This is a genomic window from Rothia sp. LK2492, from assembly GCF_040946345.1.
GTDB lineage: Bacteria > Actinomycetota > Actinomycetes > Actinomycetales > Micrococcaceae > Rothia > Rothia endophytica.
This window is the reverse complement of sequence record NZ_JAYWLX010000009.1, coordinates 1-26,041: the sequence shown is the minus strand read 5'-3', so window position 1 is coordinate 26,041 and position 26,041 is coordinate 1. Positions and strand designations below refer to the sequence as shown.

Sequence of the window (26,041 nt, the reverse complement as noted above, 5' to 3'; positions counted from 1 at the left end):
CGTCTTCAGCTGGGTTTTACCTCAGGGTACCGACGTGAGCTTACCAGCACTTTTTACCCCGGCAGGCTCTAAGGGCACCTAAAATGTCAGCGAGGGGTGCTAGAAATAGAAGCATGAATGATTTTGCTGAACCCACCCTAGCGCAGCTTCAGGCTTTGCAGGAACAGCCCCAGCAACCGAGGCAGTTGGCCCCCACGGCCGGGCAGACTAGCCCTGAAAACCCCTGGCCGCTGCATCTGCTGTCCAACAAAATGCACGACTATATCGCCCGCTGCGTGCCCACCTGGGTGGAGGGGCAAGTCATTGAGCTTAACAACCGCGGGCGGGTTTCTTATGTAACCTTGCGCGATGTTGATCAGGAAGTTTCGGTCTCGGTCACCGTGTGGGGTTCTGAGATGGCTAAGGTTGCCGGCCACATTGATCGCGGCTCCCGGGTGGTGCTGCAGCTCAAACCCGACTACTGGGTAAAAACCGGGCGGCTGTCAATGCAGGGTTCCAACATCAAGCCGGTAGGTGTTGGGTCCATGCTGGAACGCATAGAGCAGTTGCGTGCCAAGCTCCAAGCTGAAGGGCTCTTCGATGCCCGCCGTAAAAAGCCTCTGCCGCTGCTCCCCCACCGTATCGGTTTGATTACGGGTAGAGATTCGGACGCTCTCAAGGATGTTGTGCGCAACACCAGTCTGCGCTGGCCCGCCGTCCAGTTTGAGATTCGTGAGGTTGCGGTGCAGGGGGTCAATGCGGTCTCTCAGGTTACCGCTGCCCTGGCTGAACTCGATGCCCTCCCGCAGGTCGATATCATTGTGATTGCTCGCGGCGGAGGCTCTTTCGAAGATCTTTTGCCCTTCTCTGAAGAGGCTATGGTACGGGCTGTTGCTGCGGCGCAGACCCCAGTGGTCTCAGCGATCGGGCACGAGGCTGACTCACCGCTCATGGACCATGTAGCTGACCTGCGTGCGTCTACCCCAACGGACGCTGGCAAACGCATCGTGCCCGATGTTGCTGAGGAGCGTCTGATGTTCACCCAAATCCGCGCCCAGTTAGAGCGGTCAGTCACCCAGTGGGTGGAACGTGAGCGCTTTGGGTTAGCCCAGCTCCGCAGCCGCCCGGTATTGGTTGACCCTGCTTCTGCCCTGCTGGCAAGAGCTGAAGACTTAGAAAGGCTGCGTACCCGCGCCCGGGCTGCGGTAAGCCAGCGGGTGGTGCGTTCCCGCGATGAGGTAGCCCAGCTGCGCGCTCGCGTCACCGCTCTTTCACCTCAGCAAACTTTAGAGCGAGGGTATGTGCTCATGCAGACCGAAACCGGGCAATTAGTGCGGGACGCTACTTTGCTTTCCCCCGGCGATACCGTAAAGGTGCGCGCGGCAACCGGATCCCTGGATGCCACTATCACCCACATTCACCCTAACCACCACTAATATTTCCCAGAACGAGAGAAGAAGATGATGAGCAAAGATATCGAATTCACCACCAGCCTCAACGCGACCCCCGTAGATCAGCTGACCTACGAGCAGGCACGCGAAGAACTATTGCAGACGGTGAGCCGTATGGAATCTGGCGCCACCAACCTGGAAGAGAGCATCGCCCTGTGGGAACGCGGGGAGAAGCTGGCGCAACGTTGCGAGGCTTGGCTGGACGGCGCCCAGGCAAAATTGGATGCTGCTCGCAAGGACGCCGCCCAGTAGACCTATCGGGTGCAGAACTGGAAAGAAGTTCTGTGGAATGAGCCGCCAAAGAACACAGATAGCCATGCTCGCGTTGGCGGGCACCTTCGCAGCTGACAGGCTTTGGGTCTGGCATGAATTGCAAAGAGGAGAGGAATTGCGAGCTTGCGAGCCGTTTCCTCTCCTCCTTGCAAGAGGGTCAGTCAGCGAGAAGGTGCCTGCCTGCTACCCCTCCTTCGCCTGTTGCGCTTCCCTTACTGCTGCTTATAGTCGCTGAGGAAGTTGCCTAGACGTTCCAGCGCGTCCTTGAGGGTGCGGGTGTCGGGAAGGAAGACCAGGCGGAAGTGATCCGGCTTGTCCCAGTTGAAGGCGGTGCCGTGGGAGAGCAGAATTTTTTGTTCGCGCAGTAGATCAAGCATGAACTTTTCGTCACTGGTGATGTTGAACTTGTCGGTGTCAATCTTGGGGAAGAGGTAGAGAGCCCCTTCTGCCTGGTTGACGGTGATGCCGTCCATGTCGTTGAGCATCTTGTAGGAAAGGTCGCGCTGCTCCTTGAGGCGGCCGCCGGGCAGGATCAGGTCATTGATGGACTGGTAGCCACCGAGCGCTGTTTGCACGGCGTGTTGGGCGGGCACGTTGGCGCAGAGGCGCATATTGGCGAGGAGGTTGATGCCTTCGATGTAGGGGGCGGCGGCTAGTTTGGGGCCAGAGATGGCGACCCAGCCGGCGCGGTAGCCTGCTACGCGGTAGGCCTTAGAAAGCCCTGAGAAGGTGAGGCAGAGGACGTCCTCACCGGCGAGTGATGAAATGTGCACCATTTCAGCGCCATCATAGGTGATTTTTTCGTAGATTTCATCGGCGAAAATCACCAGCTGGTGTTCTTTGGCCAGGTCTACGATGCGCTGCAGGGTCTCGCGGGAGTAGACGGCGCCAGTGGGGTTATTGGGGTTAATGACAACGATGCCGCGGGTCTTAGAGGTGATTTTGGAGGTGATGTCCTCGATGTCCGGGGCCCAGTTGTTTTCTTCATCGCAGTGGTAGTGCACGGGGGTGCCGCCTGCCAGCTGGGTTGAAGCGGTCCACAGGGGGTAGTCCGGTGAGGGCACCAGGATCTCGTCGCCGTGATCCAGCATGGCCTGCAGAGTCATGGGGATGAGTTCGGAGACACCATTGCCCAGGTAGATATCATCAGTGGTGATGTTCATAATGCCTTCGTTCTGGTAGTACTGAACGATGGCGGTGCGTGCTGAGTAGAGCCCGCGGGAGTCTGAGTAGCCCTGGGTTTCGGGCAGATGCTCGATGATGTCCATCATGATAGTTTCGGGAGCTTCAAAGCCGAAGGGTGCTGGGTTGCCGATATTGAGTTTGAGAATGCGTTGACCGCGTGCCTCCATGCGCTGGGCTTCTTCGAGGATAGGGCCGCGAATATCGTACAGAACGTTTGCCAGTTTTTTTGATTGCTTGAACTCCATATGCCCCAGATTACTCCTTTACGCTCTCGAGCCAGAAATTTGCGGCGTCTGTTTCTGAAATGGGGTTTTCGCCGGTGGTGAGGGTTTCGAGGCGCTCGAGTGAGGGGGTGTCGAGTTGAGCGGAGACTCTGTTGACGATGTTCTGGGCTTCTTCTGGTATTTCGCCGGCTCGAGTGAGGGGGATGATGTTCTGGGCGAGTTGGGTGCCCTGGGGGTCGTCAAGCAGGGTGAGGTTGTTGCGTTTAATGTCTGAGTTGGTGCTGTAGAGGTAGGCGACCTGGGCTTGGGCAGTGATGAGTTGCCAGGTGCGTGAGCTTCGATCGTCGTTTTCTATGGTTTTACCGGGTGTGCAACCGTAGTAGGTGTCTAAGGACGCGGCGCCGGCGGGGTTACTGGTGAAGGTGGGTTGCACGGTGAAGGCTAACTCCTTGCAGTGCTCTCCTAAATCCTCCATGTTTCTGATGCCGTATTTTTGGGCGGTCGCTGAGGTGATGGCGTAACCGTAGCGGTTGGTGGCAACCGATGAATCGAGCATCTCGACCGTTTCGGGCAGTGATTTTTGCACATAGCTGATGATATCGCTACCGCTCAGTCCCCGGACGTTGAGGGGCGGCGCAGTGGGGCTGGGTGAGGTAGAGGGGGTAGGCCCAGCCAGAGTCTCAGTTGGTTGGGGGCTGGCGCTAGTCGGTGATCCGCTGGGGGCGATGCGGGCGCTTTCTCGGCTCTCTTCGAGTTCGGTGGGGCTGATTTTGCCGTTATCTGTGAGGTAGAGCAGCAGGTCACCGGAGAGATCAGGGACGATGTGAATACGGTCCTCTGCTGGTTCGGTGGCACTGGGGTCGGCGGTAGCAGGTGAGTTGGTATCGATTCCCATGGAGTCGAAGAGCTCTTCCCGGGTTGCACCTGTTTCTGTTACTTCGACACTGTAGCCAGCCTGCTCCAGAGCAGCTGCGTAAAGGTAGGCAGCGTGGCGGGTTTCTGGGGTGATACCGGTCCCGATGCGGATGGTGGCGCTGGTGGGGGTCGCAGTATGTTCAGCACTTTGCTCGGAAGGGCTGGAAACGCAACTTGTTAGTGCGAGGCAGGTGAGCGCCAGCGTCGTGGCTAGAGATCTGCGGCGGTGAGTAGTGAATAAAGCGGTTATCATGAGTGGCCTTCTCTTCTCTAGGTCTCTAAGGCTGGTGAGTTGCACGGTAGTGGGCTGCCATCGATTCCAGGGTCGCGAAGCCCATCATCTTTGCGGCTTCTTCTACGGCGCTGTAGCAGAAGTGCTGATTGAGTTCGCCGAGCGGCACCCAGGCAGCTAGGTCGGTGGAGCCGCCCACCTCGGAGGTCAACTCGCCCCCTATGACCTCGGCTCGGTAAACGGTGCGCAGGGCGCAAAAAGGCCGCGTTGAACCGTTTTCCGGCTCGAAGTAACCAGCATGCACTCCCAGCAGTTGCTTCAGTTCAATAATGTAGCCAGTTTCTTCAAAAACCTCGCGTACGGCAGTGTCTGAAGGTTGTTCACCCGGCTCCATGCCGCCACCGGGCAGCGTCCAGCCCGGTTTCATACCGGGAATGTGAGGAACCCACCGGGACAGAAGTAGGCATCCATCGCGGATTACCACGGCATAGGCTGCAGGTCTGGTATCCATGACAAGTGGCATAGGGCTGGCTCCTTTCCTTCTCATCCAGTGTAACTTCCAGAGGCTCTCACCTTTGCCGATCTTTTCAGGGAGAGGCAGTAAGCTCGTGAGTCATGAGTATTTCACTGATTTCATTGATGACGCTTTCCTTGAGTGAGGGCGCCCAGAGCGCAAGTGATTTTCTTCTGCATCTAGCCAGCATTGATTTCTGGTTGGGTGCTCCTTTGCGCATCATCATGATTGTGTTGATTGGGCTGATTTTGCATGCCATGGTGCGGCTGGTCATTCGTAAGGTCACCAGTTCGATTGCCCGGGGCACCCAGTCACGCGTGGTAGCGGCTTCCCCCAAAAAGAGGCAGGGCAACAGGTGGAAGACTGACACCACCCTCTCGAGTGCCCGCCAGTCCCAGCGCGCGAAGACCGTCGGTTCAGTGCTGAGGTCAGTGGCTTCTATCGTCATTTGGACAGTCATGACCGTCATGATTATCGCTGAATTGGGTTTCAATATCGCCCCGGTGATTGCGTCTGCCGGTGTGGTGGGTGTTGCCCTGTCCTTCGGCGCTCAGTCTCTGGTCAAGGATTTCTTGTCGGGCATCTTTATTGTCGCCGAGGACCAGCTAGGTATTGGAGACTGGGTGGACTTGGGTGAAGCCTCCGGTGAAGTAGAGGCCGTGGGCCTTCGAACCACTCAGGTGCGCGACCTGGAAGGTACCCTCTGGCACGTCCGTAACGGTGAAATTCTGAGGGTGGGCAACTCATCCCAGGGCTGGGCACGAACCGTGGTGGACCTGCCCATCCCCTACGATGCTGATATTGACGAGATGGCAGATTTCCTGGTTGAGGCTACCTCTGAGGCTCTACAGAAGCCCGGCATTAAGGGCAATGTGACCGGTAAGCCCGAGTACCTGGGGGTGCAGAGCATTACCGGCGAATCCGTGACGCTACGCCTGCTGGTCAAAACTGCTCCAGCTGCCCAGTTCTCGGTGGGGCGCAAACTGCGTGAAGAGCTCAAGAAGGCGATGGACGCCCGCGGTATCCGCATGCCGCATACCAACCAGTCCGTCATTCTGACCAAGGAACAGTCAGCACCTCCCAAGAAAAATCTCCCCTTCCCCGCCAGCGAAGAAGCATAAAAAAATCAACTCGTCAGGTAAAAAACTACGCCAGCGGGGTTCAGGAAGGGTCAAAAACTCCTACCTCTACACCACGCTTTACTTCTTCTTGTGGCCTGCCGCCCCACCTTTTTGGGACTGGTATTGGCGTAGGTTACCGTTTTTGCGGGCGTTGCGTTTTTTGCGGTCTTCAAGTTCGCGGCGTTTGTTGGCGGCTTGGCGTTTTTGTTTAGCTTCTTCTTTTTGGCGGCGCTGTTTTTCAAGGGCTACCTCTTTGCTGTCGCTCCCGCGGTTAGAAGCTGCGGTGCGTCCGCGGGTGATGCCTACGAAGTCTTGCAGAAGGGCTTCGCGGTCATCTTCGCGTAGTTGCCGTTTCCAGCAGAGGAGGACGGGGCGTTCATCAGCGCCTTTGAGGGGGCGGTGAGTGAGATCTTTGCGGTGGTAGAAGCGGGCTACAGAGAGAGGGGCAATCATCAGCCCGACCCCGGCTGCTATGAGCTCTACGGCGTCCTTACGGTTACGCATGTGGGGTAGCTGGCGGGGGTTAGCTGCACGGTAGTCTGCGGAGATTTCTGCCCACTCGGGCACCTCATCAGGCGCTTGTAGGAGGAATTCTTCGGAAAGCTCGGCAAGAGGTACTTCATCCAGTACGGTGAGTAGGTGCTCCTTGGGCATAAGGACGACCAGTTGCTCGCGGTAAAGCTCGATGGCGTGGTACTTTTTCTTGTCGCGGGCCTCTGGCTCATCTTCAGCACGCACAATAACCATATCTGCGAAGGCGTCTAGAGCATCTAAGCCGTGGGCTTCTGCCAGCGCAACCTCAGTGAGGGGGGCTATCGCGCTGTAGCGTTGTTGCCAGCGGTTGAACCATTTGCCGGGCATAATTCCCGGCACGAAACCAATGCAGAGGCCAGGGACTTTGCCCACGCGCTCGTAGCGGGCAGTTTCCTCGTCGATGAGGAGGTGTGGATGGTTAAGGATAGCTTCGCTCAGAGTCACAGCTTTTCCACTTTCTTGAGAGCTTCAGCAGTTTGCTTCCGCTGGGTGAGGCGATAGAGGACGATGATTGCGCCCAAGAGGGCTATGAGGGTAAGGGCAATGAAGGGGTTTTCAAGCCATGCCCACACTACTGCCATACCAACCGTCCCATAGATAACGCCCCAGATGAGGGTGCCGAGAAGCATGGCCGGTATCCAGCGAAGAAGAGGCATTTGGGTGAAGCCGGTGGTGATGATAACAGCTGTTTGAAACCCTACCGTGAAAAAACAGGCGGGTACGGCCAAGACTCCCCAGCGGTTTACAAAACCTCTAGCTTGCACATAGACGGGATGGCGCATCAAGCGTGCGATTTTCTGGGAGTGATGCCCGCCTGTAGCAGCTAGTCTCCCCAAAGAATAGATAGTGGATGTGCGAATGACACCAACGGCCCAGAAGAATCCGATAGCGGCACTCCAGTGCAAGGTGTCCAGCCATTCTCTCATTTGCTCAAGTTTACCGGCTTGCAGGCCACTCTAGGGCAAGACGTTAGACAGGACACCTTAGGAGCACTACCCCGCCATTATTAGGTCATCCTTAGTTAATTATCAGGCAAACCAAAATTAGTAGCTCAGAACGCTAGTCAAAGGCAGCTTAATTAGGTTATATTTTTATTACCAAATAGTTGCTGAGCTTGTGGGAAGCAACGTAGCTAGAAGGTGTCGAAGATTTTTCTTCTTCCTGTGTGTGATGCAAGGCGGAGGTACCTTAGGTACCTCCGCCTTACTCTTTATGACGCCTTCAGGGTAGCCAGCTACTTCAAGGTGAGCTGCTTCAACTCCATCATCGCAGCAGAAACTTTCTCTTGCAGTTCGCCCCGTACCACATCTGCCTGACCATCGCTGTAGCCCTGCAGATAGAGATAGGAAGGCTTCTCGCTTTCCTGAGCCTGCGGAGCGTCGCCAGAAAGCCAAGCGGTAAAGGTCATTTCATCGGTGAGACGGCCCAGATGCCCCTGCAGCTCTTTAGCCATAGACAGTATGTTGATCTGGTCCTCAGTGAGGGGTAAGCCAGCGTCCTGGAAGGATTCTAAGGTGTAGCGCGCGGCCTTAACCATCTTTCGGATATCGTGCCAGGACGCATCGGTCTCAACCCCGACCTCTCCCCCAGGGTGACTTTCATAGGTTTTCAAGACGCCCTTACGCAGACGCTTAGCCACCTTATTGAGATAGTTTTCGCTGTTAAGGGGCAGATCAGCACTCAACGTCACATCAGCAATCAGTGCCTCTAGTTCTCTCTGCACCGCCAGTCTGCGGGTTGAAGCACTGTAGGTGAGAGCTTCTTGAGTCCCCACCAGTATTTGTTCTTGAGCGCGGCTCATCAGATGAGAGAGATCCCCGGCAGTAGGAGTCCCCCGCTCAGCCAGCATGTCAGCCAGCAACTCACCATTGCGATTGGTCTCGTACACCTCGGCATAATACTTCAGTTCGCGGGCAAGCTCAGCCAGGTGCTCATCTACCTCGAGGCTTTTAGTGTAAGGGCGCACCATGTACTTAATGGTGCTGCGCAGCTGCCTGGCAGCAATACGACCGCGGTGGGTTGCGTCCTGCACACCGGCTTTCAGCAGAAGATCAGCTTGTACCAGCGCTAGGCTTTGATTGGCAAGGACGGTGGTGAGCACCTGCGCAGAACTTGGCAGGGTGAACTGATCAGCCGCGCGTCCCGTACGTTTTTTCCGTGGAGCTTGCGCAGAGGGCTGAGGGTCAGCTTTATCGCCCTTGAGTCTGCGCTCAAAATCAGCGTCCTGCCCCAGTGCCCGAGCAATTTTTGCACTCGATTGCGAAGGTACCGCCCCAGCCGCAATTAGCACTGTCTCCACCTCTAAGAAGACCTTTTGCGCTAGCTCTTCACTCTCTTCAGCTGCACCCAGCAGCTCAACTTCCCACTCACACCAGGTTCTTTGTATTCCTGTGGAATAGTCAACCGCTCTCACACTATCTTCACAAATCTCGGCAAGATTCCCGGTGCCTGCAAGAGACAAAACGGTACGCTTACGATCAGTCGTCAAAGAAACTCTGGGCATAAGAGTCTCATCTAGAATGGCAGCCCGAACAAAATCGGTCACCGGATCAGGCACTCCTAGCGCATCGTCCGTGAGCTCAAAGCCCACTTCATGGCGCCCACCCGCTGCGTCGAATTTAATGTGCCATCCCTGGTCATATCCCCCGGTACGGCGGCGAACAGCTATTTTATGGCGCCCCAGACTCTGCGTTTCGGTATCGAAATAGGTGGCATCCAGATGTTCGCTGACAGTTGGGGCTGCCACCAATTCCTTCATGGACCAGCTCAGCTGAGGCATGGTGGCTCCAGCGTCTGGCATCTCGTATTTACGCTCAATCTCAAGATGGTGGGACACCATAGGATATAACCCTTCGCAGTGGGAGGTAGACATGTTCATCACGCCAGGAAGCAAGCATGATACGCCTTAAGAGTACTCAGCGCCCCGGCTCTCTTCCAAGAGACAGGGCGCTGAGTGAAAAATGAATTGTTTTAGGCACGACGCCGGCGCAATACATCGTCGAGGTCAAAGTTAGCTGCTTGAGCCAGAGTCTTACTACGGCTCTTAGGTGCAGTGTTACGCTGGAGTGGCTCAGGAGTCACCGCGTGGACTACTGCGGCATCCAAATAGGTGGGGCGCGGTACCTCTACGGGCTGCCAACCACTATGGGGCAGTTCGTCATCCAGACGCAAGCGTGTGGGCATCTCGCCCGAAGCCGTTAGGGGCAGAGGCTCAATAGGGGCCCTGCGTGGCACATGCTGAGTGCGCGCTGCCCGCAGAGCTTTTACAGCGTGGTTAACCGGGAGAGCTTGCCTGCTTCGTTCAGTGACCTGCGGAGCATGCTTAAGTTCCGCTGAAACATCACGGCTGGACTCTGACCCCCGCGCACCGTGGATTTCAGAACGGTGAAGAGCGGATAAGCTACGTGACCTATTGCGATCTTGCACAGCCCAAAAACGGAGAAGCCCCAGCATCAACGCCGAAAACGCCAGCAAAGATGCAGGAACCCACCAACTGACCGAGCCAAAAGCTGCCACGAGAGCCATTGTTGCGGCACCCAAAAACAAGAAAGCTGCCCCACCAAATATAGCCAGACGGACGTGCTTGCCCACCGACACTAGCGGCGAGGGGACATTAGGGGTTGAAGAGGCAGGTTCAGGTTCCCCCAACGGCTGGAGGCTACCGCCTGCATCCTGGTGCTTAATTGCCTCCAGAACGGCGTCTTCTAGAACGTCTTCAGCATAGATTTCTGCACCGAACGGAGCTCGAGATTGAGCTTTGGAATTGCGGCCCGTGATGATATAAAGACCCAGAAGAATGCATAGAGTGACAATAACACCCGAAGTACTCAAAAGTGCCACGGTTTGCCCCTCTCTATAGCTGAAATCTATCTAACCCATTGTACCGCAGATGCATGGGGGGATATTTCTTGTACCAGATATAGAAATGGTGCCTCTCACCCTCTTTAGAAAGCCAGACGCACCATTATCTATATGCTGTAGTGAAATTTAGATTTCAGCAGCAAATTCCTTAATCCACTGGCGCAGATCTTCGCCAAGGTCATCATTCTCAGCAGCCAAAATAACGTTAGCCTTTAAATAGGAGAGCTTGTCACCGGTGTCAAAACGGCGGCCCTTAAAGACGACACCGTAGACGCCTTCACCTTCACCCTGCCCCTGAGCCAGGGTCTGCAGAGCATCGGTCAGCTGAATCTCGTCTCCACGGCCAGGCTCGGTCTTTTCCAGTACTTCGAAGACCTTGGGTGAGAGGACGTAGCGCCCGATAATTGCCAGGTTTGAAGGAGCCTCTTCACGAGCAGGCTTCTCTACAAGACCGGTTACCTTAACGAAACCGTCTTCACCGGCCACCTCTTCAACAGCTGCACAACCGTACGCTGAAATCTGCTCTTCAGGGACCTCCATCAACGCTACGACAGACCCACCGGTCTTCTGCTGCACAGCCACCATGGTGGAAAGGAGATCTTCCTTCTCGTCGATGAGGTCATCGCCCAGAAGCACGGCGAAAGGCTCCTTACCTACGTGCACCTTAGCGCGCAGAACAGCGTGACCTAGCCCTTTGGGATCGCCCTGACGAACGTAATGAATTTCGCCCAAATCGTTTGAATCCTCGACGCTCTTCAACAGGGCGTCCTTACCCTGATCTGAGAGTTGTTGCTCAAGACCGGGCACGCGATCAAAATGGTCCTCAAGAGCACGCTTGTTGCGACCGGTGATCATCAGAATGTCATCGAGGCCTGCGCGAACAGCTTCCTCAACAACATACTGGATAGCGGGACGGTCAACCACAGGCAACATTTCTTTGGGAGTAGCCTTGGTAGCGGGAAGGAAACGAGTGCCGAGACCAGCAGCAGGAATTACTGCTTTGGTTACGGTGAATGATTTTTCTTCAGTCATACCGTTCAGAATACCTAACAATGTCAAACAATAGTTCGTGTAACCGGGCACAGTCTGTAGATTTATGACTGAAGTGTTTACAGTATAGAAAGGTTAAGACCGGACAATGTCCCCTATACACACCACAAACCTCTCAGAAGAGACGGCACAGAATAAGCAGCTTTTAAGGTTTCATATACGAAGGATGCGTCAGAGGTTCCCTGCTTCGCAAAAGACACTTCAGGGTTTCACCCGATCAATAGAGAATGAGGTAGGTTCTTCTTCTCACCTCACCATTGCGGCTTTCTTGCCGTTATTATCAGAACCCCCCATCAAAAAAGCTCTGGGGCAACTTATCGCGCGTGGCCACACCATTCTGGTTCCCAGAATCCTCCCCCGTCACCAGCTGTCGTGGGTGCGGTGGACGCCGGGTGCAGCTACGTCTACTCATGCTTTGGGCATAGAAGAGCCCCTGGGTGAGGAGCTGACCTCCTCCGCTTTTCTTGAAGCAGACTTACGTCTCGTCCCAGCTCTTGCCTATGACGTGACCGGCAGGCGTCTGGGTCAAGGCGGGGGCTACTACGACCGTCTCTTAGAAGAGCTGGACCACCGCACCCGTAGCCGCTCCACGGTGGGCGTAGCCTTCGAACGCGAAATTCTCACCCAGGTTCCAGCGGACCATTGGGACGCCAGCCTAAGCTACGTCCTCACTGAAAGCGGGGTTCACCGCTTAGGGAAAGTTGGCTTCAGTGAGCCGGTAGAATAACTCTTTGATTGATACAGACACCACCATTGCAAGGAGCACCCGTGCCCGTTTACGTTTACCAATGCAAAAACTGTGACCATGTTTTTGAACAGCATCAATCCTTCGCTGAGGATGCCCTTCGTACCTGCCCTAAATGCAAGCAGGAAACCCTTCGCAAGAAGTTCGGTCAGGTGGGTGTAGTTTTTAAAGGCTCAGGTTTCTACGCCAATGACAAGGGAAAATAGGGCGTAGAAAACCCGATTCGCGCCCCCTGCCCACCAGCTTCAGACCCGATTCTGGTAGTGCGGGGGGCGTTGCTCTTTAAGCCAGGCATCTCGCTCATCCCTAGAGTTACTCTCCTCGCCCTGAGCGTTAGTGGGGGCTAAGCCGACCATTTTGGGCTCCGCACCGGTGAAGGATGAACCACCGGTAGCACGCCGGTTACCGCGCCTGCGGCGGGGTGTAGCTGAGTAGCGGTCGCTGCCAGCTTCTGTGTGATCCGGCGTAACCATCTATTTGCCCTCGTGTTCTACACCCACGTAGCGGCTCATACGCTTAACTACTGCCTCTGGGTTGGTAAAGACTTCTATGGTCCAACCGGTCATATGGTTCCAGCCGGTGCGAGCAAGTAGCTCGGGCAGTAATCGGGTTCGTTCGCGGACGCTCATCTTTGCATAGGCGTCGGTGCCATCTGAGATGACGGCGAGGGGAACCCGGCGCCTGGTCACCTCCCCGTTCTGTTTGCGAGCGCGGGGGCTAGCAACCGCTCCAGCCACCAGGGACTCGTTATCGCCGGTCAGCACTAAGGACATCACATTATTGTCCACTTCGTGGAGTGTAACCCCCTGGGCACCTAGCCTGCGCACGAGGTCGCTCAGTAGCCAGTCCCCCATGTCGATGGCATCGAGGTCATCGTGTCGTAAGAATTCGTTGACCGGTAGTTTATCGGTAATGGGTGCGGTGAGTGCTTGCGCTGCCTTTGCATCCCTGTCTTTACGATAGGCCAGTAGCAGGCGGTAGATATCGAAGGCTCCTTGCTCAAGGCGCTGGGGGTCCAGGTCTTCGGGGGTTAGGCAGGTTAGCATTCGGGTAAGGTGCCTAGCTCTGGTCAGGGCGAGCACAAATTTTTGACGCCCGCCGCGTTCTGAGAGGGCTCCAAAATGGTGGGATGCTCCGCGGGAAGTCTTGCCAGCACCGAGAGCAAAAATAATGACGTCTCGTTCTATATCTACAGCTCGGGTGAGATCAACAACTCTGAAAGGTTCTTCTCCGGGAGCAAAAAAGCTCGCGAACTGGGGGTACTGAATCAGTAAGTCCCGCACTGCTGCAGCGATACGTTGGGCATGGCGCGGGGTAGCTGTCACTACCGCCAGGCTTTGCTGAGGGGTGCGGTAGGCGTGCTCAATCACCAGCTCTGCAGCTCGTTGAACTTCTGGGCTGGGTGAATCGAGGTTGGCGTTATCCGAGATTTTACCCTCGGTTTTCACTACCTCAATGGTGAGGGCTTGGGCGCCATCGGTAATATCTTCGCCCCAGGGGTAGCTGATGAGCTTATTTTCATAGAAATGCTCATTGAGGTAGGCGAAGAGAGCACGGTCAAGGGCTTTGTTCACCATAGCCAGCGATCGGGAGGGCAAGGTTTGAGAGAGCGCATCGAAAGTGCTCACCATGCTCTGTTGCTTAGGTGCTGGCAGGTTGCGAGTCACCGCTGAGACCATGAAGGGAGTGGGGAAACCGCTGTGCGGGTCACCGAGCGCTATAACCTGTTCAGCACGGGTGAGAGCGGGCAGGTTAGCAGCCAAAGGGGTTGATTCAGCGTCCAAGAGAATCACTGCGTCAAATCGCATGGTGGTGGGGACGCTGCGAGATAGCGCAAAGGGGCTGGTCAGCCAGAGAGGTAGCAGGCTGGTCGCCATAGCCCCAGCTTGTTCTAGCAGTTGCATCAGCTCGAACCGGTGACTGCGTAATTGACTGCGCAGGTAGGCTGCCCCGTGTTCGTCGCTCTCAATACGCTGCTTCCACAGCTTAGCCAGGTTGGAGTGCAGCCTGGCGCTGCCCGATGATACGAAGGAATAGTCGGCGCGGCGGAAGGTCGTTTCGAGCTCTCGCAGAGTCGCGCCATCGAGAATCTCAATCTCGTGCGACTGAAGCATCATTTCAAGGGCTGTCTGCCACCAGGCTAATTCGAGTTCGGCAGCCAGTGCATCTTCTGGCACTTGACGCTCATAGATGTCTCTGAGCAGCTCGGTAAGCCCTGCGTCTTGAAGCTCGGCGAGAAGATCAACCCGTTCAGGCAGGGTATGTAGCAGTTTCTCTTCATTGATAAGAGCCGAAAGACGGTTCTCTAAAACGCTAAGCTCAGTCTTGTTGAAGTCCGTGCCCTGAGGCGAATCTTCGAGAACAATCGCTAGCCCGACAAATTCTTCCTGAAGGCGTAGGTAGGCGGCCTGAAGCTCCCCCAGGTTGTTGGGGACGGTGGGCACTCGCTGGTCGGTGACCCAGCGCATCCATTCCTCGCGCTGGCTCTGGACCACAAATAATTGCTCGTGGACATCTCCAATACTGACGCCGGGGAGGATGTATTCTTTGGCAACCTTACGCAGGCGAGAACGTTGCATACTCGACATATCAACGCCGTGTTCACGCCGCCAGGAGCCGGTGGCTGTTGCTGCGATGAGGTCGGTCACGGGGCGGTCGAAAATATCGGGGCGGAAACGGGTGAGGGTATCAGCGATGCGTTCAAAGAGATCGAGCTGAGCATTCCATTGCTCCATGGTGGCACCCTCTTGGATGCCCGCTTCATCGGCCATTAAACGCATTTTAGCGCGCAGGCTCGCTAAAGATTCGCTCAGGTTCTGAGCGAGCTCATGAGCGGCAGCAGTCTCATCGGTGTTGACCAGCTTGGCGCGGTGCCAGGCTGATGTACGAGTTGAAGGGTCAAAACCACCCAGCTGCGCAAGACGCTGTAGCTTCTGTGCCGTGGCGCTGCGCTGAGTTAGGGCGTCCATGGTAGAGCGGTCCAAACGAACGTGGGTTGAAGGAGCCGGGTGCTGGGCGGTGAGCGCGGCCAGGGTTTGCAGCGTCTCATAGACAGAGCAGCCCCAACGGGACTCGGTAAACCGTAGAGACTGGGTGTGGCCCCTTAGTTTAGCCCGGGTTTCTTCTAGCTCAGTGAAGGTTTTGCTGAGATTAGGCACGGCACTGTTTTCGTTGCGGATAACCGCCTGAATAAACTCGTTGCGGTTGGCTTCGTCGTCCTTTTCAGAGAGTACGTCAAAGCAGAGATCATCAAGCCCAGCTTGCTCAACTAGCTCCCTCACATCAGCCAGGGTCGAACGCTTTTCGCCCACCATCAACACTGATTTACCCTCGTTCATCAACGAAGCTGCGACGTTGATAGCGGTGCGCAACTGATCTGTGCCCGGTGCGCAGGTTACGGTGAAAGAGTGCCCGAGGTAGGCCAGGTCAATGACCTCCTGCTGGGCTGAGTCCGCATCGAAAATGAGCAGGTCACTGCTCAAATCACGCGTATCGACCGGTTCACGCGTGTTCTGAATGGGCGCGACAAAAGGTTTTTCTAGGGGGTTCAGCTTGAGCCGCGCTACCTCTCTCACCAGATCTGTATGCGCGGTTGCAGGTAGCTCGCCCGTGCTCTCTTTAAGGTCAGCGAAGGTAGAAATGAAGTAGTTGGACCGGATTGTCATACCCGGCACTCCAGCGGTGCTGATACGCATCCGTTCGATCACAGGCTCAGGATCAAGCTTTCGCATGGAGTTAGCCAGCTGCGCTACATCCATGGTGCCTAAATCAACACCGTACTCTTTTTTAATCTGGCGCACCATCGCCGGGTTAAGCTGAGCCGCGCCGGTTAATTTGACCTCAAAGTCATCACCGTTGGGGTGCGGAGTGATTGACAGAGGCGCCATGAGAATGGGAGCGATAAAACGTTTTTCGGACACCATGCCATCTTCACGCACATCGTGGGAGAGCCAGGACGCTGTGCCGGCCACAAAATACCCAGCATCCAGACCGTGCTCCACACTGAGCTCAAATATTTTAGTGCGCAGTGCCCGGGCAGCTACCATTCCAGCTTCGCGTTTTTCTTTATTCCGCAGAATCGTGGAGAGGCGGGTTTTGCGCCCCATGAACATCTGGGCGACACCGGATGAGTTGGCATCGGTCAGGTCAATATGGACGTAGTCAACTTCGTTGAAGTCCAGCATGGCATCGGGCCCGGTATAGATTTCCATCTGCTCAGCCCACGCTTCAAGCCCAGCACGTACCTCGGCGTCGTCATCTGAGCTGTGTGGGTGATCTAAAAGGTGAGGAGCGACCTCTTGGGGCTGTTCGGCTGCAACCGGACCATGAGACCAGGGGGAAATCTTCTGGGTTGCCTGATCAGCTGGGATGGTGGATGGTGCCTGCGGCTCGTTCACTGAGATTCTCTAGCTTTCAACGCGTCTTCTGCTTTGTTTACCATGATAGTTGCTAGGTGCCCTGCGCAGTAACCGGGCCGGGCAACCGGTGGCGCCGGTTGCTTAGCGGTTCAGGGCCATGTTGATATTTCCAACCACCGTGAGAAGGCTGAGCAAACCAATCAGCGTCATACCGCCCAGTAGTACCCAGCGTAGACGCGGCGCGAAAGGTTCTCCCCCGGCGTCCCACAGCACTCTCGCATAGAAGAAGCTCAGCAAGAAACCAAGGATGTTGCCCACCAAGAGTTGCTGGGCCACGGCGAAGATACCGAAGGTTTTCTCGGTCACTTCGTTCTCACTTTCAGCGCCCTTGAGTAGCCCCGCCATAATCAGAGACATGCATGCCCCCAAGAAGGTAAGGGCAATTTCTGGTTGATTTAGCATCTCTTGCAAACCCGCCCCGCTAATAGAGGACGCAGAATACTGGTAGAAGAAGAAGACAAAGGGGCTAATGAGCCAGTACCAGTAGAGGAAGGTGCGCATCTTGTTGAGATCGCGCAGGGCATAGAGGATAGCGTTCATCGGGTTAATTACTTTCGAGAAACTGAATATACTGGCGCACCGTGTAATCAAGGAGCACGGAAAGCGCCACAAAAGAATGGAAGGGGTCTCGGTGAAACTTGGTCACGGTGGGGGTGGCTATATAGTGCAGAGAGATATCTGCTGCCGAGGAGATGGTGTTGACCCCCGGTGCAGTAATGGCAATGATGGGAATTTTGCGTGCTGCCAGGGTTTTGACCGTATCAAGAGCGCTTGCGGTTTCACCGGATAGAGACACAATAATCATGAGGTCATCGGGGGTGATGGCGCCGGTGCTACCCCTAAATTCACTACTGGCGGGAATCACGTGAGTGAATTTTCCGCAGGCCAGCATTGATTTAGAAAACTCAGAGATAGCATTGCGCTGAGCGAAGCCGGTGCCGTAGCAGTATATGGTGCGGGCTCGGTATAACATTTGAGAGACCGCGTCAAAGTCTGCGCTCTGCAGCCCCTCATAGGTTTTAAGGATGTCCTCGCGCCCGCTTTTAAGGAAATCAGCGTTAGGTTCATAGGTTGAACTCAAAGAACTCTTGACAAAGAACTTAAGCTCGGCGAAACCACTAAACCCCAGTTTTTTGGTCAAGCGAATGATACTGGAGGTCGAAGTGAAAGTTTTATGAGCCAGTACGCTAATCGTTGAGTCAGCAACAAACTGCTCGTTATTGAGCATGAACGCGAGGATTTCGCGTTCAGTTTCACTCAGCCGGTTGTGATGAGTGTTAACTAATTCTTGTAAATCCACAAAGGGCTCCTGCCTTCTCACTCGTTTGCTATCTCTAGCGTACATGTGTTGAAGCTCAGGAGCCCTTTTGGCGTTCAGCTACCTAGCTAACGCCAGAGCGGGGTTACTTGTCCTCGTTGACCAGATCTTCGAACTTATCGCGAACCTGGGGGACGTCCATACCAACGATGACCTGCAGGGCCTTACCCTTGTTGACCAGGCCTAGAGCTCCGGAGGACTTGAAGTCAGCTTCGGTGCCTACCAGTGAAGGATCTGCAACCGAGACACGAAGACGGGTTGCGCAGTTGTTCACGCTGGTGATGTTCTCAGCGCCACCGAGGTGGGCCAGGAACTCAGTCGCACGCTGTGAGTAAGGATCGTTGTAGGTTGCGGTAGCTGCTGCGGGTGCTGCTGCTAGGGAGCCGTCCTTGTTCAGGGTTCCAGCCTTCTTGGCCTCCTTGTATTCAGCCTTGGTGTACAGCTTGGTCTCTTCGCCTTCAATTTCGCGACCGGGAGTGTTGAAGTTGAATTTGAGGATTAGGAAGCGGAAGACCACGAAGTAGATCAGGGTGAAGCACAAACCGATAGCAATCTGGGTGAGAACCATACCGGAGTGGTTGGGCCACATGGGGATCCAGTTCTGGAAGAGGAAGTCAATCAGACCGCCGCCCATGTTACCGACAACGCCGAAGCCGTACATGGTAGCTGCCATGGTAGCTGCCAGAACTGCGTGAACTGCGAACAGCGGGGGTGCCAGGAAGAGGAAGGTGAACTCTAGAGGCTCGGTGATACCAATCAGGATTGCGGTGAGACAGACAGGAATCAGCAGAGCAAGGGTTTCCTTGCGCTTTTCCTTGCGTGCGGTGGTGTAGAAAGCAGCTGCGATACCGATGGGACCGAAGACCTTTGAGTTACCGTGCAGAGCGAAGCCACCACCGGGGAAGAGTTCCTTGACGGGGGTCTGGCTAGCTGCAAAGGTGTCCAGGTTAGCAACCCAGTACTTGGTGATGCCATCCGGAACCACAGCGGGACCAAAGACGAAGGGGGTGTAGATGAAGTGGTGCAGACCGGTGGGAATCAGGATGCGCTCAAGGAAGGTGTAGAGCCATACGCCGAAGACGCCGGAGCCCATGAAGAAGCCCTGCATGGACTCAATACCGGTCTGGATAGGAGGCCATACCAGGCAGAAGAGAAGAGCGACGGGCATCATCAGGAAGAAGCCGAGGGCGTAAACAAACTGGGTGCCCTGGAAGATGCCCAGGAAGTCGGGCAGCTTGGTACCGAAGTAGCGGTTGTGCAGCCATACCACGATGGCTGAGATGATGATGGCACCGAAGATACCCGTGTCAAGGGTCTTGATACCTGCAATCATCTTCAGACCGGTACCGGCAGCACCTTCTGAAAGGTCAACATCAAAGTTCACACCGAAGTTTGAGCCCCAGATGCTGAGGATGGCGCCAACGAAGTAGCTGAAGGTCAGGTAGACCATACCGGCTTCAAGCACAGCGCGTGCCGGAGCGGTCTTTGCCAGTGCAATGGGCAGACCCAGCACGAAGAGCAGTTCCATTTGGTTGAAGACGGTCCAAGCGCCTGATTCCCAAACAGACCAGAAGTTGTACCAGCCGGTACCCTCAGCAGCAATGCTGCCCAGGAGTTGCTCGTTCTTGCAGATGATCGCGATACCAACGGCAAGACCGGCAAAAGCAAAGATGAGGACGGGGGCGAGCATCGCCGAGCCGAACCTCTGAATCTTCTCCATCATCGGTAGAGATCCCTTTCATGTTGTGAGGCGCTGCGTCTGACTCTTGCGAGGGTGTGTAGCTAGCGCCCGTGTAATAACTCAAAACCTAATATAACCAGCGTTTAACATCTTTTGAGAGGCACAACTCACACTTGGTATTAATTTCAGAGATTGGAACCTTTTACAGCAGCAGGTAAAAGTTCCCCTCCCCTTCAAGCATTCTTTGCATACGGCGAGGGAACACCTGTTTATATGATGGTAGGTAACCTACCCTCTTATTCCGACTTTAAGGTGAGACCATTTATGAAACTCCTGACGCTGAACGTGCACAGCTGGCTAGAGATTCACCAAATTCCCAAGATTTACGAGTTAGCTCACTTCATCGTCTCTGAATCTGTAGATGTTGTTGCTTTACAAGAAGTCAACCAGTTTAGGCACTCCCCACTCGCTGGAGAACCAGAGCGTTTCCTCGGCGGCAATGAACGCCCGATACGGCAGGACAACTTCGCCCTTATACTCAACCAGTTCATTGCAGAACTCACCGGCCACAGCTACTACTGGGGATGGGCTGAAGCACACATCGGTTTCGACCGCTACGACGAAGGGGTTGCGGTACTCGCCAAAATGCCTGTCGCCCGTATCGAGATGGTCAACCTCGCGCCGTCCTACAGCTACACCGACGTGCCACGACGCGTTGCCCTTGCAGTGCAGCTGGGAGAAGAGCATCAGGGCGCCTGGGTGGTATCCACCCACATGTCCTGGTGGCAGCGGGAAGGTGTGCGCTACTTTGAGAAGGAGTTCAGGCAGCTTGATGCGCAGATTCACCAGCTTGCCTGCGGTGCCCCCATCTTGCTGGCAGGTGACTTCAACAGCCCCGCAGAGGTACGTGGCGAGGGTTATGACCTGATGACCTCTATGGGCTGGATTGATACTTTTACCACCGCCCAAAAAGTCACCGGCGAGGCAACCGTGCACAAACCTATCGCGGGTTGGGATGCCCTGGTTGCGGCCCAGCAACGCATTGATTTCGTCTTTAGTTCAACCGACCTAAACGTGGCTGAGCACAGCGTCATCTTCCCCGACAACGATCCCACAGTGGCGATTTCTGACCACTCTGGCCTCTACCTCGATATCAACCTCTAACACCTCACCCCTGATTAGGAGCTCACCGTGACCGAACAACTAGACCAGCCCATAGCAGAAACCCAGTGGTGGCAGGAGCCGGTGGTTTACCAGATCTACCCTCGTAGCTTTAACGACAGCAACGGCGACGGGATCGGAGACCTACCCGGTATCACCGAAAAAATCCCCTACCTGGCTAAGCTGGGCGTAGACGTCATCTGGCTCTCCCCCATCTACAAGTCACCCAACGACGATAACGGCTATGACATCTCGGACTACCGGGACATCATGGACGAATTCGGCACCATGGAAGACTTCGACACCCTGCTAGAAACCGCCCACGGCGCCGGCATCAAAATCATGATGGACCTGGTGGTCAACCATTCCTCTGACGAGCACGAGTGGTTCCAGCAGGCTAAGACCAGCCGCGATAACAAGTACCGCGACTACTACATTTGGAAGGACGCCGCCGGTTTCACCGAAGACGGCTCCCCCATCCCTCCCAACAACTGGGTAGCAGCCTTCTCGCCCTCCGTCTGGGAATGGGAACCGATCACCGAGCAGTTCTACCTGCACCTCTTCTCGATCAAGCAGCCCGATCTCAACTGGGAGAACCCCGCCCTGCGTGAAGAGGTTTACGAACTCATGCGATTCTGGCTGGATAAGGGTGTCGATGGCTTCCGTATGGATGTCATCAACCTGATTTCTAAAGACCTTACCTACCCCGATGACCCCGCTGTAGCGGCTGGCGCCAAGACCGACTCATTGGGCATGGCAGCCAACGGCCCTCGCGTCCACGAGTTCCTGCATGAAATGCACGAGCAGGTGCTGGCTCACTACCCCATCATCACCGTGGGCGAAACCCCGCACGTCACCACCGCAGATGGCCTGCTCTACACCGGCTTTGACCGCGGTGAACTGCAAACCCTCTTCCAGTTCGAGCATATGGGTGTAGATGCCAACCCGGACGCCAAACTGGGCAAGTGGAATGACACCCGCTTCAAGCTGGTTGACCTCAAGCGCATTCTCTCCAAGTGGCAGGACGATCTTTCAGGCAAGGCGTGGAACGCACTGTACTGGAACAACCACGATCAGCCCCGTGCTGTCTCCCGTTTTGGCAACGATGCCCCCGAGCACCGCGTCCGCTCCGCCAAGATGCTAGGCACCGTTCTGCACTTCATGCAGGGCACCCCCTACATCTACCAGGGCGAAGAGTTGGGCATGACCAACGTATTCTTTGATGACATCAAAGACTACAATGACATCGAAATTCACGATTCCTATGCCAAGCTGGTGGGATCAGGTGCTGTGGCGCATGAGGACATGCTGCGCTACATCTCCGCTTCAGGCCGCGACAATGCTCGCACTCCCGTGCAGTGGAGCGCTGAAAAGAACGCCGGTTTCACCGCAGATAAACCCTGGCTCAAGCTCAACCCGCGTTACACAGAAATCAACGCTGAAGAAGCCCTGGCAGATGAAGATTCGGTCTTCTATCACTACCAGGAGCTCATCAAGCTGCGCCACGCAAACCCTGTGATGATCAACGGAACCTACCGTCTGTTGGACGCTGAAGATGAGCAAGTCTATGCTTACCTGCGCGAAGGCACCGGCAGTAGCGCAGGCCAGACCCTGCTCCTCATCGCTAACTTTACTGACCAGCAGATTGAGCGCTCCTACGTACAGCCGGACGGCGAGCAGACCCTCTTAACCAGCAACTACACCGATGACGAAGGTGAAACCTTGCGCCCCTACGAGGCAAAGGTCTACCTCTACACTCAGAAGGAAGAAAACTAATGGCAGATCATTCAGGTAAACAGTGGTGGAAGGAAGCGGTGGTCTACCAGATTTGGCCGCGTTCCTTTAAGGACTCCGACGGCGACGGTCTGGGCGATATCCCCGGTATTACCGAGAAGCTCCCCTACCTAGCGGAGCTGGGCATTAACGTCATTTGGCTGTCTCCGGTCTTTGCGTCGCCCAATGACGATATGGGCTATGACATCTCGGACTACCGGGCGATTATGCCAGAGTTCGGCACCATGGCTGATTTCGATACGATGCTGGAAACCGCCCACAGTCTGGGAATTAAGATTCTGATGGATCTGGTGGTCAACCACTCCTCGGATGAGCACGCCTGGTTCGAGGCGTCCCGTGCCAGCCGCGATAATGACTACCGCGACTACTACATCTGGCGCGATTCTTCAGGTCACGATGAGGCAGGCAACCCCCTACCCCCCAATAACTGGGTTTCTGAGTTCAGCGGCCCCGCCTGGGCGTATGACGAGCATACTGACCAGTGGTACCTTCACATGTTTAGCAAGAAGCAACCGGATCTTAACTGGGAAAACCCCAAGGTCCGTCAGGAAATCTTCGATATTGTCACCTTCTGGCTCGATAAGGGTGTGGACGGCTTCCGCCTAGATGCCATCAACATCATCTCCAAACCTGAAGGGTTGCCTGATGACCCCGCTGTAATCCCCGGCAAGCAGACCTCTTCAATTCCTTTCGTCATCGAAAACGGTACCCGGGTGCACGAATGGATGCATGAGCTCAACGCTCAGACCTTCGCTAAGTATGATGTGATGACCGTGGGCGAAATGAGCGCCACTGCCCCGGAGGAAGCTATCCAGTTCTCAGGTTTCACGTCAGATGAGCTGCACATGATCTTCCACTTTGAGCATATGACGGTGGATTCTGATCCCGATGCTGGCATGGGTAAGTGGTCCCGCAAGCCTGTTGACCTGGTTGAACTCAAAACCATTTTGAATGAGTGGCAGACCAAGCTATCAGGTAAGGCCTGGGGCTCTCTTTACTGGAATAACCACGACCAGCCGCGCGCTATCAGCCGCTTCGGCAATGATTCACCAGAGTATCGGGAGCTTTCGGGCAAGATGCTGGCAACCGTACTTCACTTTATGCAGGGCACCCCCTACATTTACCAAGGTGAAGAGTTCGGCATGACCAACGTGCAGTTTAACGCTATCGAGGACTACAAGGACCTTGATTCCCTCAACATGTACGAGGGCATGGTGCGCCAGTACGGCACCCTGACCCACGAGCAGGCTTTGGAGCTAATTTATGCCAAGGGCCGTGATAATGCCAGGACGCCGGTGCAGTGGGACGCCAGCGACAACGGCGGTTTCACGGACGCTGGAGTGCAGCCCTGGATTGGGATAAACCCTAACTTCACCGAGATCAACGCTGCTGAGGCGGTAGACCGTGAGGGCTCACTGTGGAACTTCTACCGTCAGCTGATTGGTTTGCGCCGCGGTGAACTGCAACATCTCATGGTCTACGGCGATTTTCTACCCTTGGGCGAAGATGATGCTCAGGTCTACGCCTACGAGCGCACTGGCGAGGGCGAGAAGCTTCTGGTGATTGCCAACTTTACTGATCAGGAGCTAACCCGCGACTTCGGTCTCGGAGAAGGCCTTTCACCGGTGGTCTCTAACTACGCAGATGATGCCGGCACCACCCTGCGCCCCTACGAAGCTAAGGTCTATCGCCTAGCCAACTAACGGCGTCGTGCACCCCTGCAGATACAAGTAAACCCCTGCCGGTCTTCCATGTTGAAGACCGGCAGGGGTTTACTTGTATCTGCTGATAGAAGCACTGCGGCGGGAGGACAGCCATCGTCGTTAGACTTTTCCTAAGGTCTGTAGGTAAAGCGATACATGAAGGCTGCCATCGCCTCACGGGTAACTGGCGTCTGGGGGCGGAAGGTACCATCGTCCCAGCCCCTGGTAATACCGGTAGATGCCAGCCAGGTAATTTCGCGATTAAAGGTATCGCCACGCTGAACATCGAGGAAAGGGGAAGCACTTACCACAGCCGGCTCACCCGCCAGACGGTAAAAGAAAGCAGCCATGGCCTCACGACTAATAGACTCGTCAGGCCGGAAAGTGCCGTCATCCCAACCTCTCGTAATCCCCTGGTCAGCTAACCAGCTAATTTCCTTGTAGAAATGATGACTCGTAAGAACATCAGAAAAACGTGATCTAGCAGGTGGAGAGTAGTTAGGTTCACCAGCCATACGATACATGAAGGCCGCCATGGCCTCTCGTGTGATTGAGGTCATCGGGCGGTATGTACCGTCTTCCCAGCCTCTAGAAATACCGTTAGAAGACAGCCAGTTCACTTCACCGTAAAAGACATGATGCGGTGGCACATCAATGAAATCTTTACCGGTCACCAAGGGCCTGGTGCTACCCACGGGGCGGTAGTTAGCATTGGCGGCGAACCCCCGTAAATCGCTCATCGTGCCATTGAAAATATTGGAATCTCCGGCAAAAGGGCCAGCATCAGAATACTGCCAGATATCTTGTTCAACCCAGCCATTTGGCATAGCTCCAGGCTGGTGGGAATAGCTTGCCAAATGCAAGGGCATGAAATTGAAGGCATCTGTATTACCCGTGCAGTTTCGCCACCAGTGAGTAGTGGTGTAGATAGCCGGGTAACGGCCGGTAATACCACGGTAGGTTTCTGTGAAATCAGTAATCCATCGGTTCATCTGCGCCGGGGACATGTTGAAGCACATATTACCCAGCTGCGGATAGGGGTTATATTCGATGTCGAGCAGGCCAGGCAGCGTCCTACCATCTGGGCTCCACCCACCACCGTTCGCAATGAAGAATCGAGCCTGCTCAGCACCGCTGGTCAGGGACGGAATGGCGAAGTGATAAGCCCCGCGCAGCATCCCCACCCTATCCGCACCAAGATACTGTGAGGAAAAATCATCAGAGGTGTAGTAGCTACCCTCGCTCGCCTTAACGTAGGCAAAACGCGCACCCTTAGCATACTCGTTGACCCAGTTAACGTTGGGCTGCCAACCTGAGACATCCATACCCAGCACTCCTGGTGCTGGCGGAAGATCGCTCTGAACTGCGTCCACCAAACCGTTTTGCTCCACACCAGCTCCTTCCTGCTCAGCGTTCTTGAAAACATGCCCCATCTGAGCACCTGGATTATCCCCACCGGTTACCGGCAAAGGGGTCTCTTTCTGCTGTATCGAACGGGACTCCATGCCCACATCCGAAAGCTCAGCAGGCACGGCATGTGCCGGGACGAGATAGGACGCCGACGCTAAAGCCAGCAAGGCGACAGTAGGGCGCACTCCACGCCTCAAAAGGGATGGTACAAACATGAAAATCAGCCTTAACGTGGGGGAAAGAACGCTGTGTCCATCAAAAGGGGGACAACACAACACGTTAAACCTAACCACACGCAGGTTTAATTGTCACTAGCTGACCAAAAAATTCACAAAAAAGGGCCGTCACGCCTCAGAGGCGTGACGGCCCTTTGTCTCCTCAACGAATTCGCTGCGCTCACAGCTCTAACGGCTCACCGCTTCGCTATGCTCGCCGAATAATCTGATTTTCTATTCCGCCTGGGGGCGGACAA

Annotated in this window: 22 protein-coding genes; 8 read left to right on the top strand and 14 right to left on the bottom strand. The window is 55.3% G+C overall.

The genetic code is table 11. The annotated features are described in order from the left end of the window. Positions 1-113 precede the first annotated feature (113 nt). A complete protein-coding gene (xseA, locus tag VVR27_RS09630; RefSeq protein WP_368548142.1) occupies positions 114-1,415 on the top strand; it encodes an exodeoxyribonuclease VII large subunit in 1,302 nt (433 codons plus the stop codon). 27 nt (positions 1,416-1,442) lie between these two features. Then, entirely contained in the window at positions 1,443-1,682 is a 240-nt protein-coding gene (locus VVR27_RS09625; protein WP_251379685.1) for an exodeoxyribonuclease VII small subunit, read from the top strand. Positions 1,683-1,915: 233 nt separating this feature from the next. Here the strand turns inward: VVR27_RS09625 and VVR27_RS09620 are convergent, their stop codons facing one another. From VVR27_RS09620 to VVR27_RS09610, 3 genes are read right to left on the bottom strand one after another with little or no spacing between them, the layout of a single operon-like run. Continuing rightward, positions 1,916-3,133: a pyridoxal phosphate-dependent aminotransferase gene (locus VVR27_RS09620; protein WP_368548141.1), complete on the bottom strand. Its 1,218-nt coding sequence runs from the start codon at positions 3,131-3,133 to the stop codon at positions 1,916-1,918. Positions 3,134-3,143: 10 nt separating this feature from the next. Then, positions 3,144-4,280, bottom strand: a complete 1,137-nt coding sequence (locus VVR27_RS09615) for a glycine betaine ABC transporter substrate-binding protein (protein WP_368548140.1) — start codon at positions 4,278-4,280, stop codon at positions 3,144-3,146. Positions 4,281-4,305: 25 nt separating this feature from the next. Next, positions 4,306-4,782: an NUDIX hydrolase gene (locus VVR27_RS09610; RefSeq protein WP_368548139.1), complete on the bottom strand. Its 477-nt coding sequence runs from the start codon at positions 4,780-4,782 to the stop codon at positions 4,306-4,308. 92 nt (positions 4,783-4,874) lie between these two features. Here VVR27_RS09610 and VVR27_RS09605 point away from each other — a divergent pair, with 92 nt between their 5' ends. After that, the gene (locus tag VVR27_RS09605) at positions 4,875-5,894 is read left to right on the top strand and encodes a mechanosensitive ion channel family protein (protein WP_368548138.1); all 1,020 of its coding nucleotides are present in this window, start codon (positions 4,875-4,877) and stop codon (positions 5,892-5,894) included. Between the two features lie 78 nt (positions 5,895-5,972). On the opposite strand, the gene VVR27_RS09600 is transcribed toward VVR27_RS09605, so the two are convergent. From VVR27_RS09600 to galU, 5 genes are all read right to left on the bottom strand, one after another. Further along, a complete protein-coding gene (locus tag VVR27_RS09600) occupies positions 5,973-6,872 on the bottom strand; it encodes a LysR substrate-binding domain-containing protein (protein WP_368548137.1) in 900 nt (299 codons plus the stop codon). Then, a complete protein-coding gene (locus tag VVR27_RS09595) occupies positions 6,869-7,354 on the bottom strand; it encodes a hypothetical protein (RefSeq protein WP_346872094.1) in 486 nt (161 codons plus the stop codon). The genes VVR27_RS09600 and VVR27_RS09595 overlap by 4 nt, the downstream gene beginning before the upstream one ends. Before the next feature lie 308 nt (positions 7,355-7,662). Next, entirely contained in the window at positions 7,663-9,267 is a 1,605-nt protein-coding gene (locus tag VVR27_RS09590) for a CHAD domain-containing protein (protein ID WP_368548136.1), read from the bottom strand. Positions 9,268-9,398: 131 nt separating this feature from the next. Beyond that, entirely contained in the window at positions 9,399-10,268 is an 870-nt protein-coding gene (locus VVR27_RS09585) for a hypothetical protein (protein ID WP_368548135.1), read from the bottom strand. A 147-nt stretch (positions 10,269-10,415) separates the two neighbouring features. Further along, positions 10,416-11,321 carry a UTP--glucose-1-phosphate uridylyltransferase GalU gene (galU, locus tag VVR27_RS09580; RefSeq protein ID WP_368548134.1) on the bottom strand — a complete coding sequence of 302 codons (906 nt, stop codon included), beginning with the start codon at positions 11,319-11,321 and terminating at the stop codon, positions 10,416-10,418. 106 nt (positions 11,322-11,427) lie between these two features. On the opposite strand from galU, the gene VVR27_RS09575 reads away from it, so the two are divergent. After that, positions 11,428-12,066, top strand: coding sequence for a 5-formyltetrahydrofolate cyclo-ligase (locus VVR27_RS09575; protein WP_368548133.1), 639 nt, complete (start codon positions 11,428-11,430; stop codon positions 12,064-12,066). 41 nt (positions 12,067-12,107) lie between these two features. Then, complete coding sequence (locus tag VVR27_RS09570; protein ID WP_251379189.1) at positions 12,108-12,290, top strand: FmdB family zinc ribbon protein; 183 nt, start codon at positions 12,108-12,110, stop codon at positions 12,288-12,290. A 39-nt stretch (positions 12,291-12,329) separates the two neighbouring features. On the opposite strand, the gene VVR27_RS09565 is transcribed toward VVR27_RS09570, so the two are convergent. The 5 genes from VVR27_RS09565 to VVR27_RS09545 all read right to left on the bottom strand — a co-directional run bounded on the left by VVR27_RS09565 (position 12,330) and on the right by VVR27_RS09545 (position 19,543). Then, positions 12,330-12,557: a hypothetical protein gene (locus tag VVR27_RS09565; RefSeq protein WP_251379190.1), complete on the bottom strand. Its 228-nt coding sequence runs from the start codon at positions 12,555-12,557 to the stop codon at positions 12,330-12,332. Further along, positions 12,558-16,481, bottom strand: coding sequence for a DEAD/DEAH box helicase (locus VVR27_RS09560; protein ID WP_368548132.1), 3,924 nt, complete (start codon positions 16,479-16,481; stop codon positions 12,558-12,560). A gap of 102 nt (positions 16,482-16,583) precedes the next feature. Next, positions 16,584-17,042: a cell shape determination protein CcmA gene (locus tag VVR27_RS09555; protein ID WP_251379192.1), complete on the bottom strand. Its 459-nt coding sequence runs from the start codon at positions 17,040-17,042 to the stop codon at positions 16,584-16,586. 4 nt (positions 17,043-17,046) lie between these two features. Continuing rightward, positions 17,047-17,802: a MurR/RpiR family transcriptional regulator gene (locus tag VVR27_RS09550; RefSeq protein WP_368548131.1), complete on the bottom strand. Its 756-nt coding sequence runs from the start codon at positions 17,800-17,802 to the stop codon at positions 17,047-17,049. Between the two features lie 103 nt (positions 17,803-17,905). Beyond that, complete coding sequence (locus VVR27_RS09545; protein WP_368548130.1) at positions 17,906-19,543, bottom strand: alpha-glucoside-specific PTS transporter subunit IIBC; 1,638 nt, start codon at positions 19,541-19,543, stop codon at positions 17,906-17,908. A 282-nt stretch (positions 19,544-19,825) separates the two neighbouring features. Between VVR27_RS09545 and VVR27_RS09540 the strand changes: the two genes are divergently transcribed. The 3 genes from VVR27_RS09540 to VVR27_RS09530 are packed head-to-tail and all read left to right on the top strand — an operon-like array spanning position 19,826 to position 24,159. Next, positions 19,826-20,665, top strand: coding sequence for an endonuclease/exonuclease/phosphatase family protein (locus tag VVR27_RS09540; RefSeq protein WP_368548129.1), 840 nt, complete (start codon positions 19,826-19,828; stop codon positions 20,663-20,665). A 27-nt stretch (positions 20,666-20,692) separates the two neighbouring features. After that, positions 20,693-22,438: an alpha-glucosidase gene (locus VVR27_RS09535; protein WP_368548128.1), complete on the top strand. Its 1,746-nt coding sequence runs from the start codon at positions 20,693-20,695 to the stop codon at positions 22,436-22,438. Further along, positions 22,438-24,159 (top strand): alpha-glucosidase, encoded by a 1,722-nt coding sequence (locus VVR27_RS09530; protein ID WP_368548127.1) that lies wholly within the window; start codon positions 22,438-22,440, stop codon positions 24,157-24,159. Before VVR27_RS09535 ends, VVR27_RS09530 begins: the two co-directional genes overlap by 1 nt. Positions 24,160-24,290: 131 nt before the next feature. On the opposite strand, the gene VVR27_RS09525 is transcribed toward VVR27_RS09530, so the two are convergent. After that, positions 24,291-25,784 (bottom strand): GH25 family lysozyme, encoded by a 1,494-nt coding sequence (locus tag VVR27_RS09525; RefSeq protein ID WP_368548126.1) that lies wholly within the window; start codon positions 25,782-25,784, stop codon positions 24,291-24,293. Positions 25,785-26,041 lie beyond the last annotated feature (257 nt).

What these genes read in the sequence shown, in the direction of transcription:
- VVR27_RS09595 (WP_346872094.1), bottom strand. Translation starts at nt 7,354, where the DNA reads ATGAGAGAATGGCTGGACACCTTGCACTGGAGTGCCGCTATCGGATTC.
- VVR27_RS09615 (WP_368548140.1), bottom strand. Translation starts at nt 4,280, where the DNA reads ATGATAACCGCTTTATTCACTACTCACCGCCGCAGATCTCTAGCCACG.
- VVR27_RS09605 (WP_368548138.1), top strand. Translation starts at nt 4,875, where the DNA reads ATGAGTATTTCACTGATTTCATTGATGACGCTTTCCTTGAGTGAGGGC.
- VVR27_RS09625 (WP_251379685.1), top strand. Translation starts at nt 1,443, where the DNA reads ATGAGCAAAGATATCGAATTCACCACCAGCCTCAACGCGACCCCCGTA.
- VVR27_RS09590 (WP_368548136.1), bottom strand. Translation starts at nt 9,267, where the DNA reads ATGGTGTCCCACCATCTTGAGATTGAGCGTAAATACGAGATGCCAGAC.
- VVR27_RS09545 (WP_368548130.1), bottom strand. Translation starts at nt 19,543, where the DNA reads ATGATGGAGAAGATTCAGAGGTTCGGCTCGGCGATGCTCGCCCCCGTC.
- xseA (WP_368548142.1), top strand. Translation starts at nt 114, where the DNA reads ATGAATGATTTTGCTGAACCCACCCTAGCGCAGCTTCAGGCTTTGCAG.
- VVR27_RS09565 (WP_251379190.1), bottom strand. Translation starts at nt 12,557, where the DNA reads ATGGTTACGCCGGATCACACAGAAGCTGGCAGCGACCGCTACTCAGCT.
- VVR27_RS09525 (WP_368548126.1), bottom strand. Translation starts at nt 25,784, where the DNA reads ATGTTTGTACCATCCCTTTTGAGGCGTGGAGTGCGCCCTACTGTCGCC.
- galU (WP_368548134.1), bottom strand. Translation starts at nt 11,321, where the DNA reads ATGACTGAAGAAAAATCATTCACCGTAACCAAAGCAGTAATTCCTGCT.
- VVR27_RS09610 (WP_368548139.1), bottom strand. Translation starts at nt 4,782, where the DNA reads ATGCCACTTGTCATGGATACCAGACCTGCAGCCTATGCCGTGGTAATC.
- VVR27_RS09620 (WP_368548141.1), bottom strand. Translation starts at nt 3,133, where the DNA reads ATGGAGTTCAAGCAATCAAAAAAACTGGCAAACGTTCTGTACGATATT.
- VVR27_RS09555 (WP_251379192.1), bottom strand. Translation starts at nt 17,042, where the DNA reads ATGAACGCTATCCTCTATGCCCTGCGCGATCTCAACAAGATGCGCACC.
- VVR27_RS09530 (WP_368548127.1), top strand. Translation starts at nt 22,438, where the DNA reads ATGGCAGATCATTCAGGTAAACAGTGGTGGAAGGAAGCGGTGGTCTAC.
- VVR27_RS09540 (WP_368548129.1), top strand. Translation starts at nt 19,826, where the DNA reads ATGAAACTCCTGACGCTGAACGTGCACAGCTGGCTAGAGATTCACCAA.
- VVR27_RS09575 (WP_368548133.1), top strand. Translation starts at nt 11,428, where the DNA reads ATGTCCCCTATACACACCACAAACCTCTCAGAAGAGACGGCACAGAAT.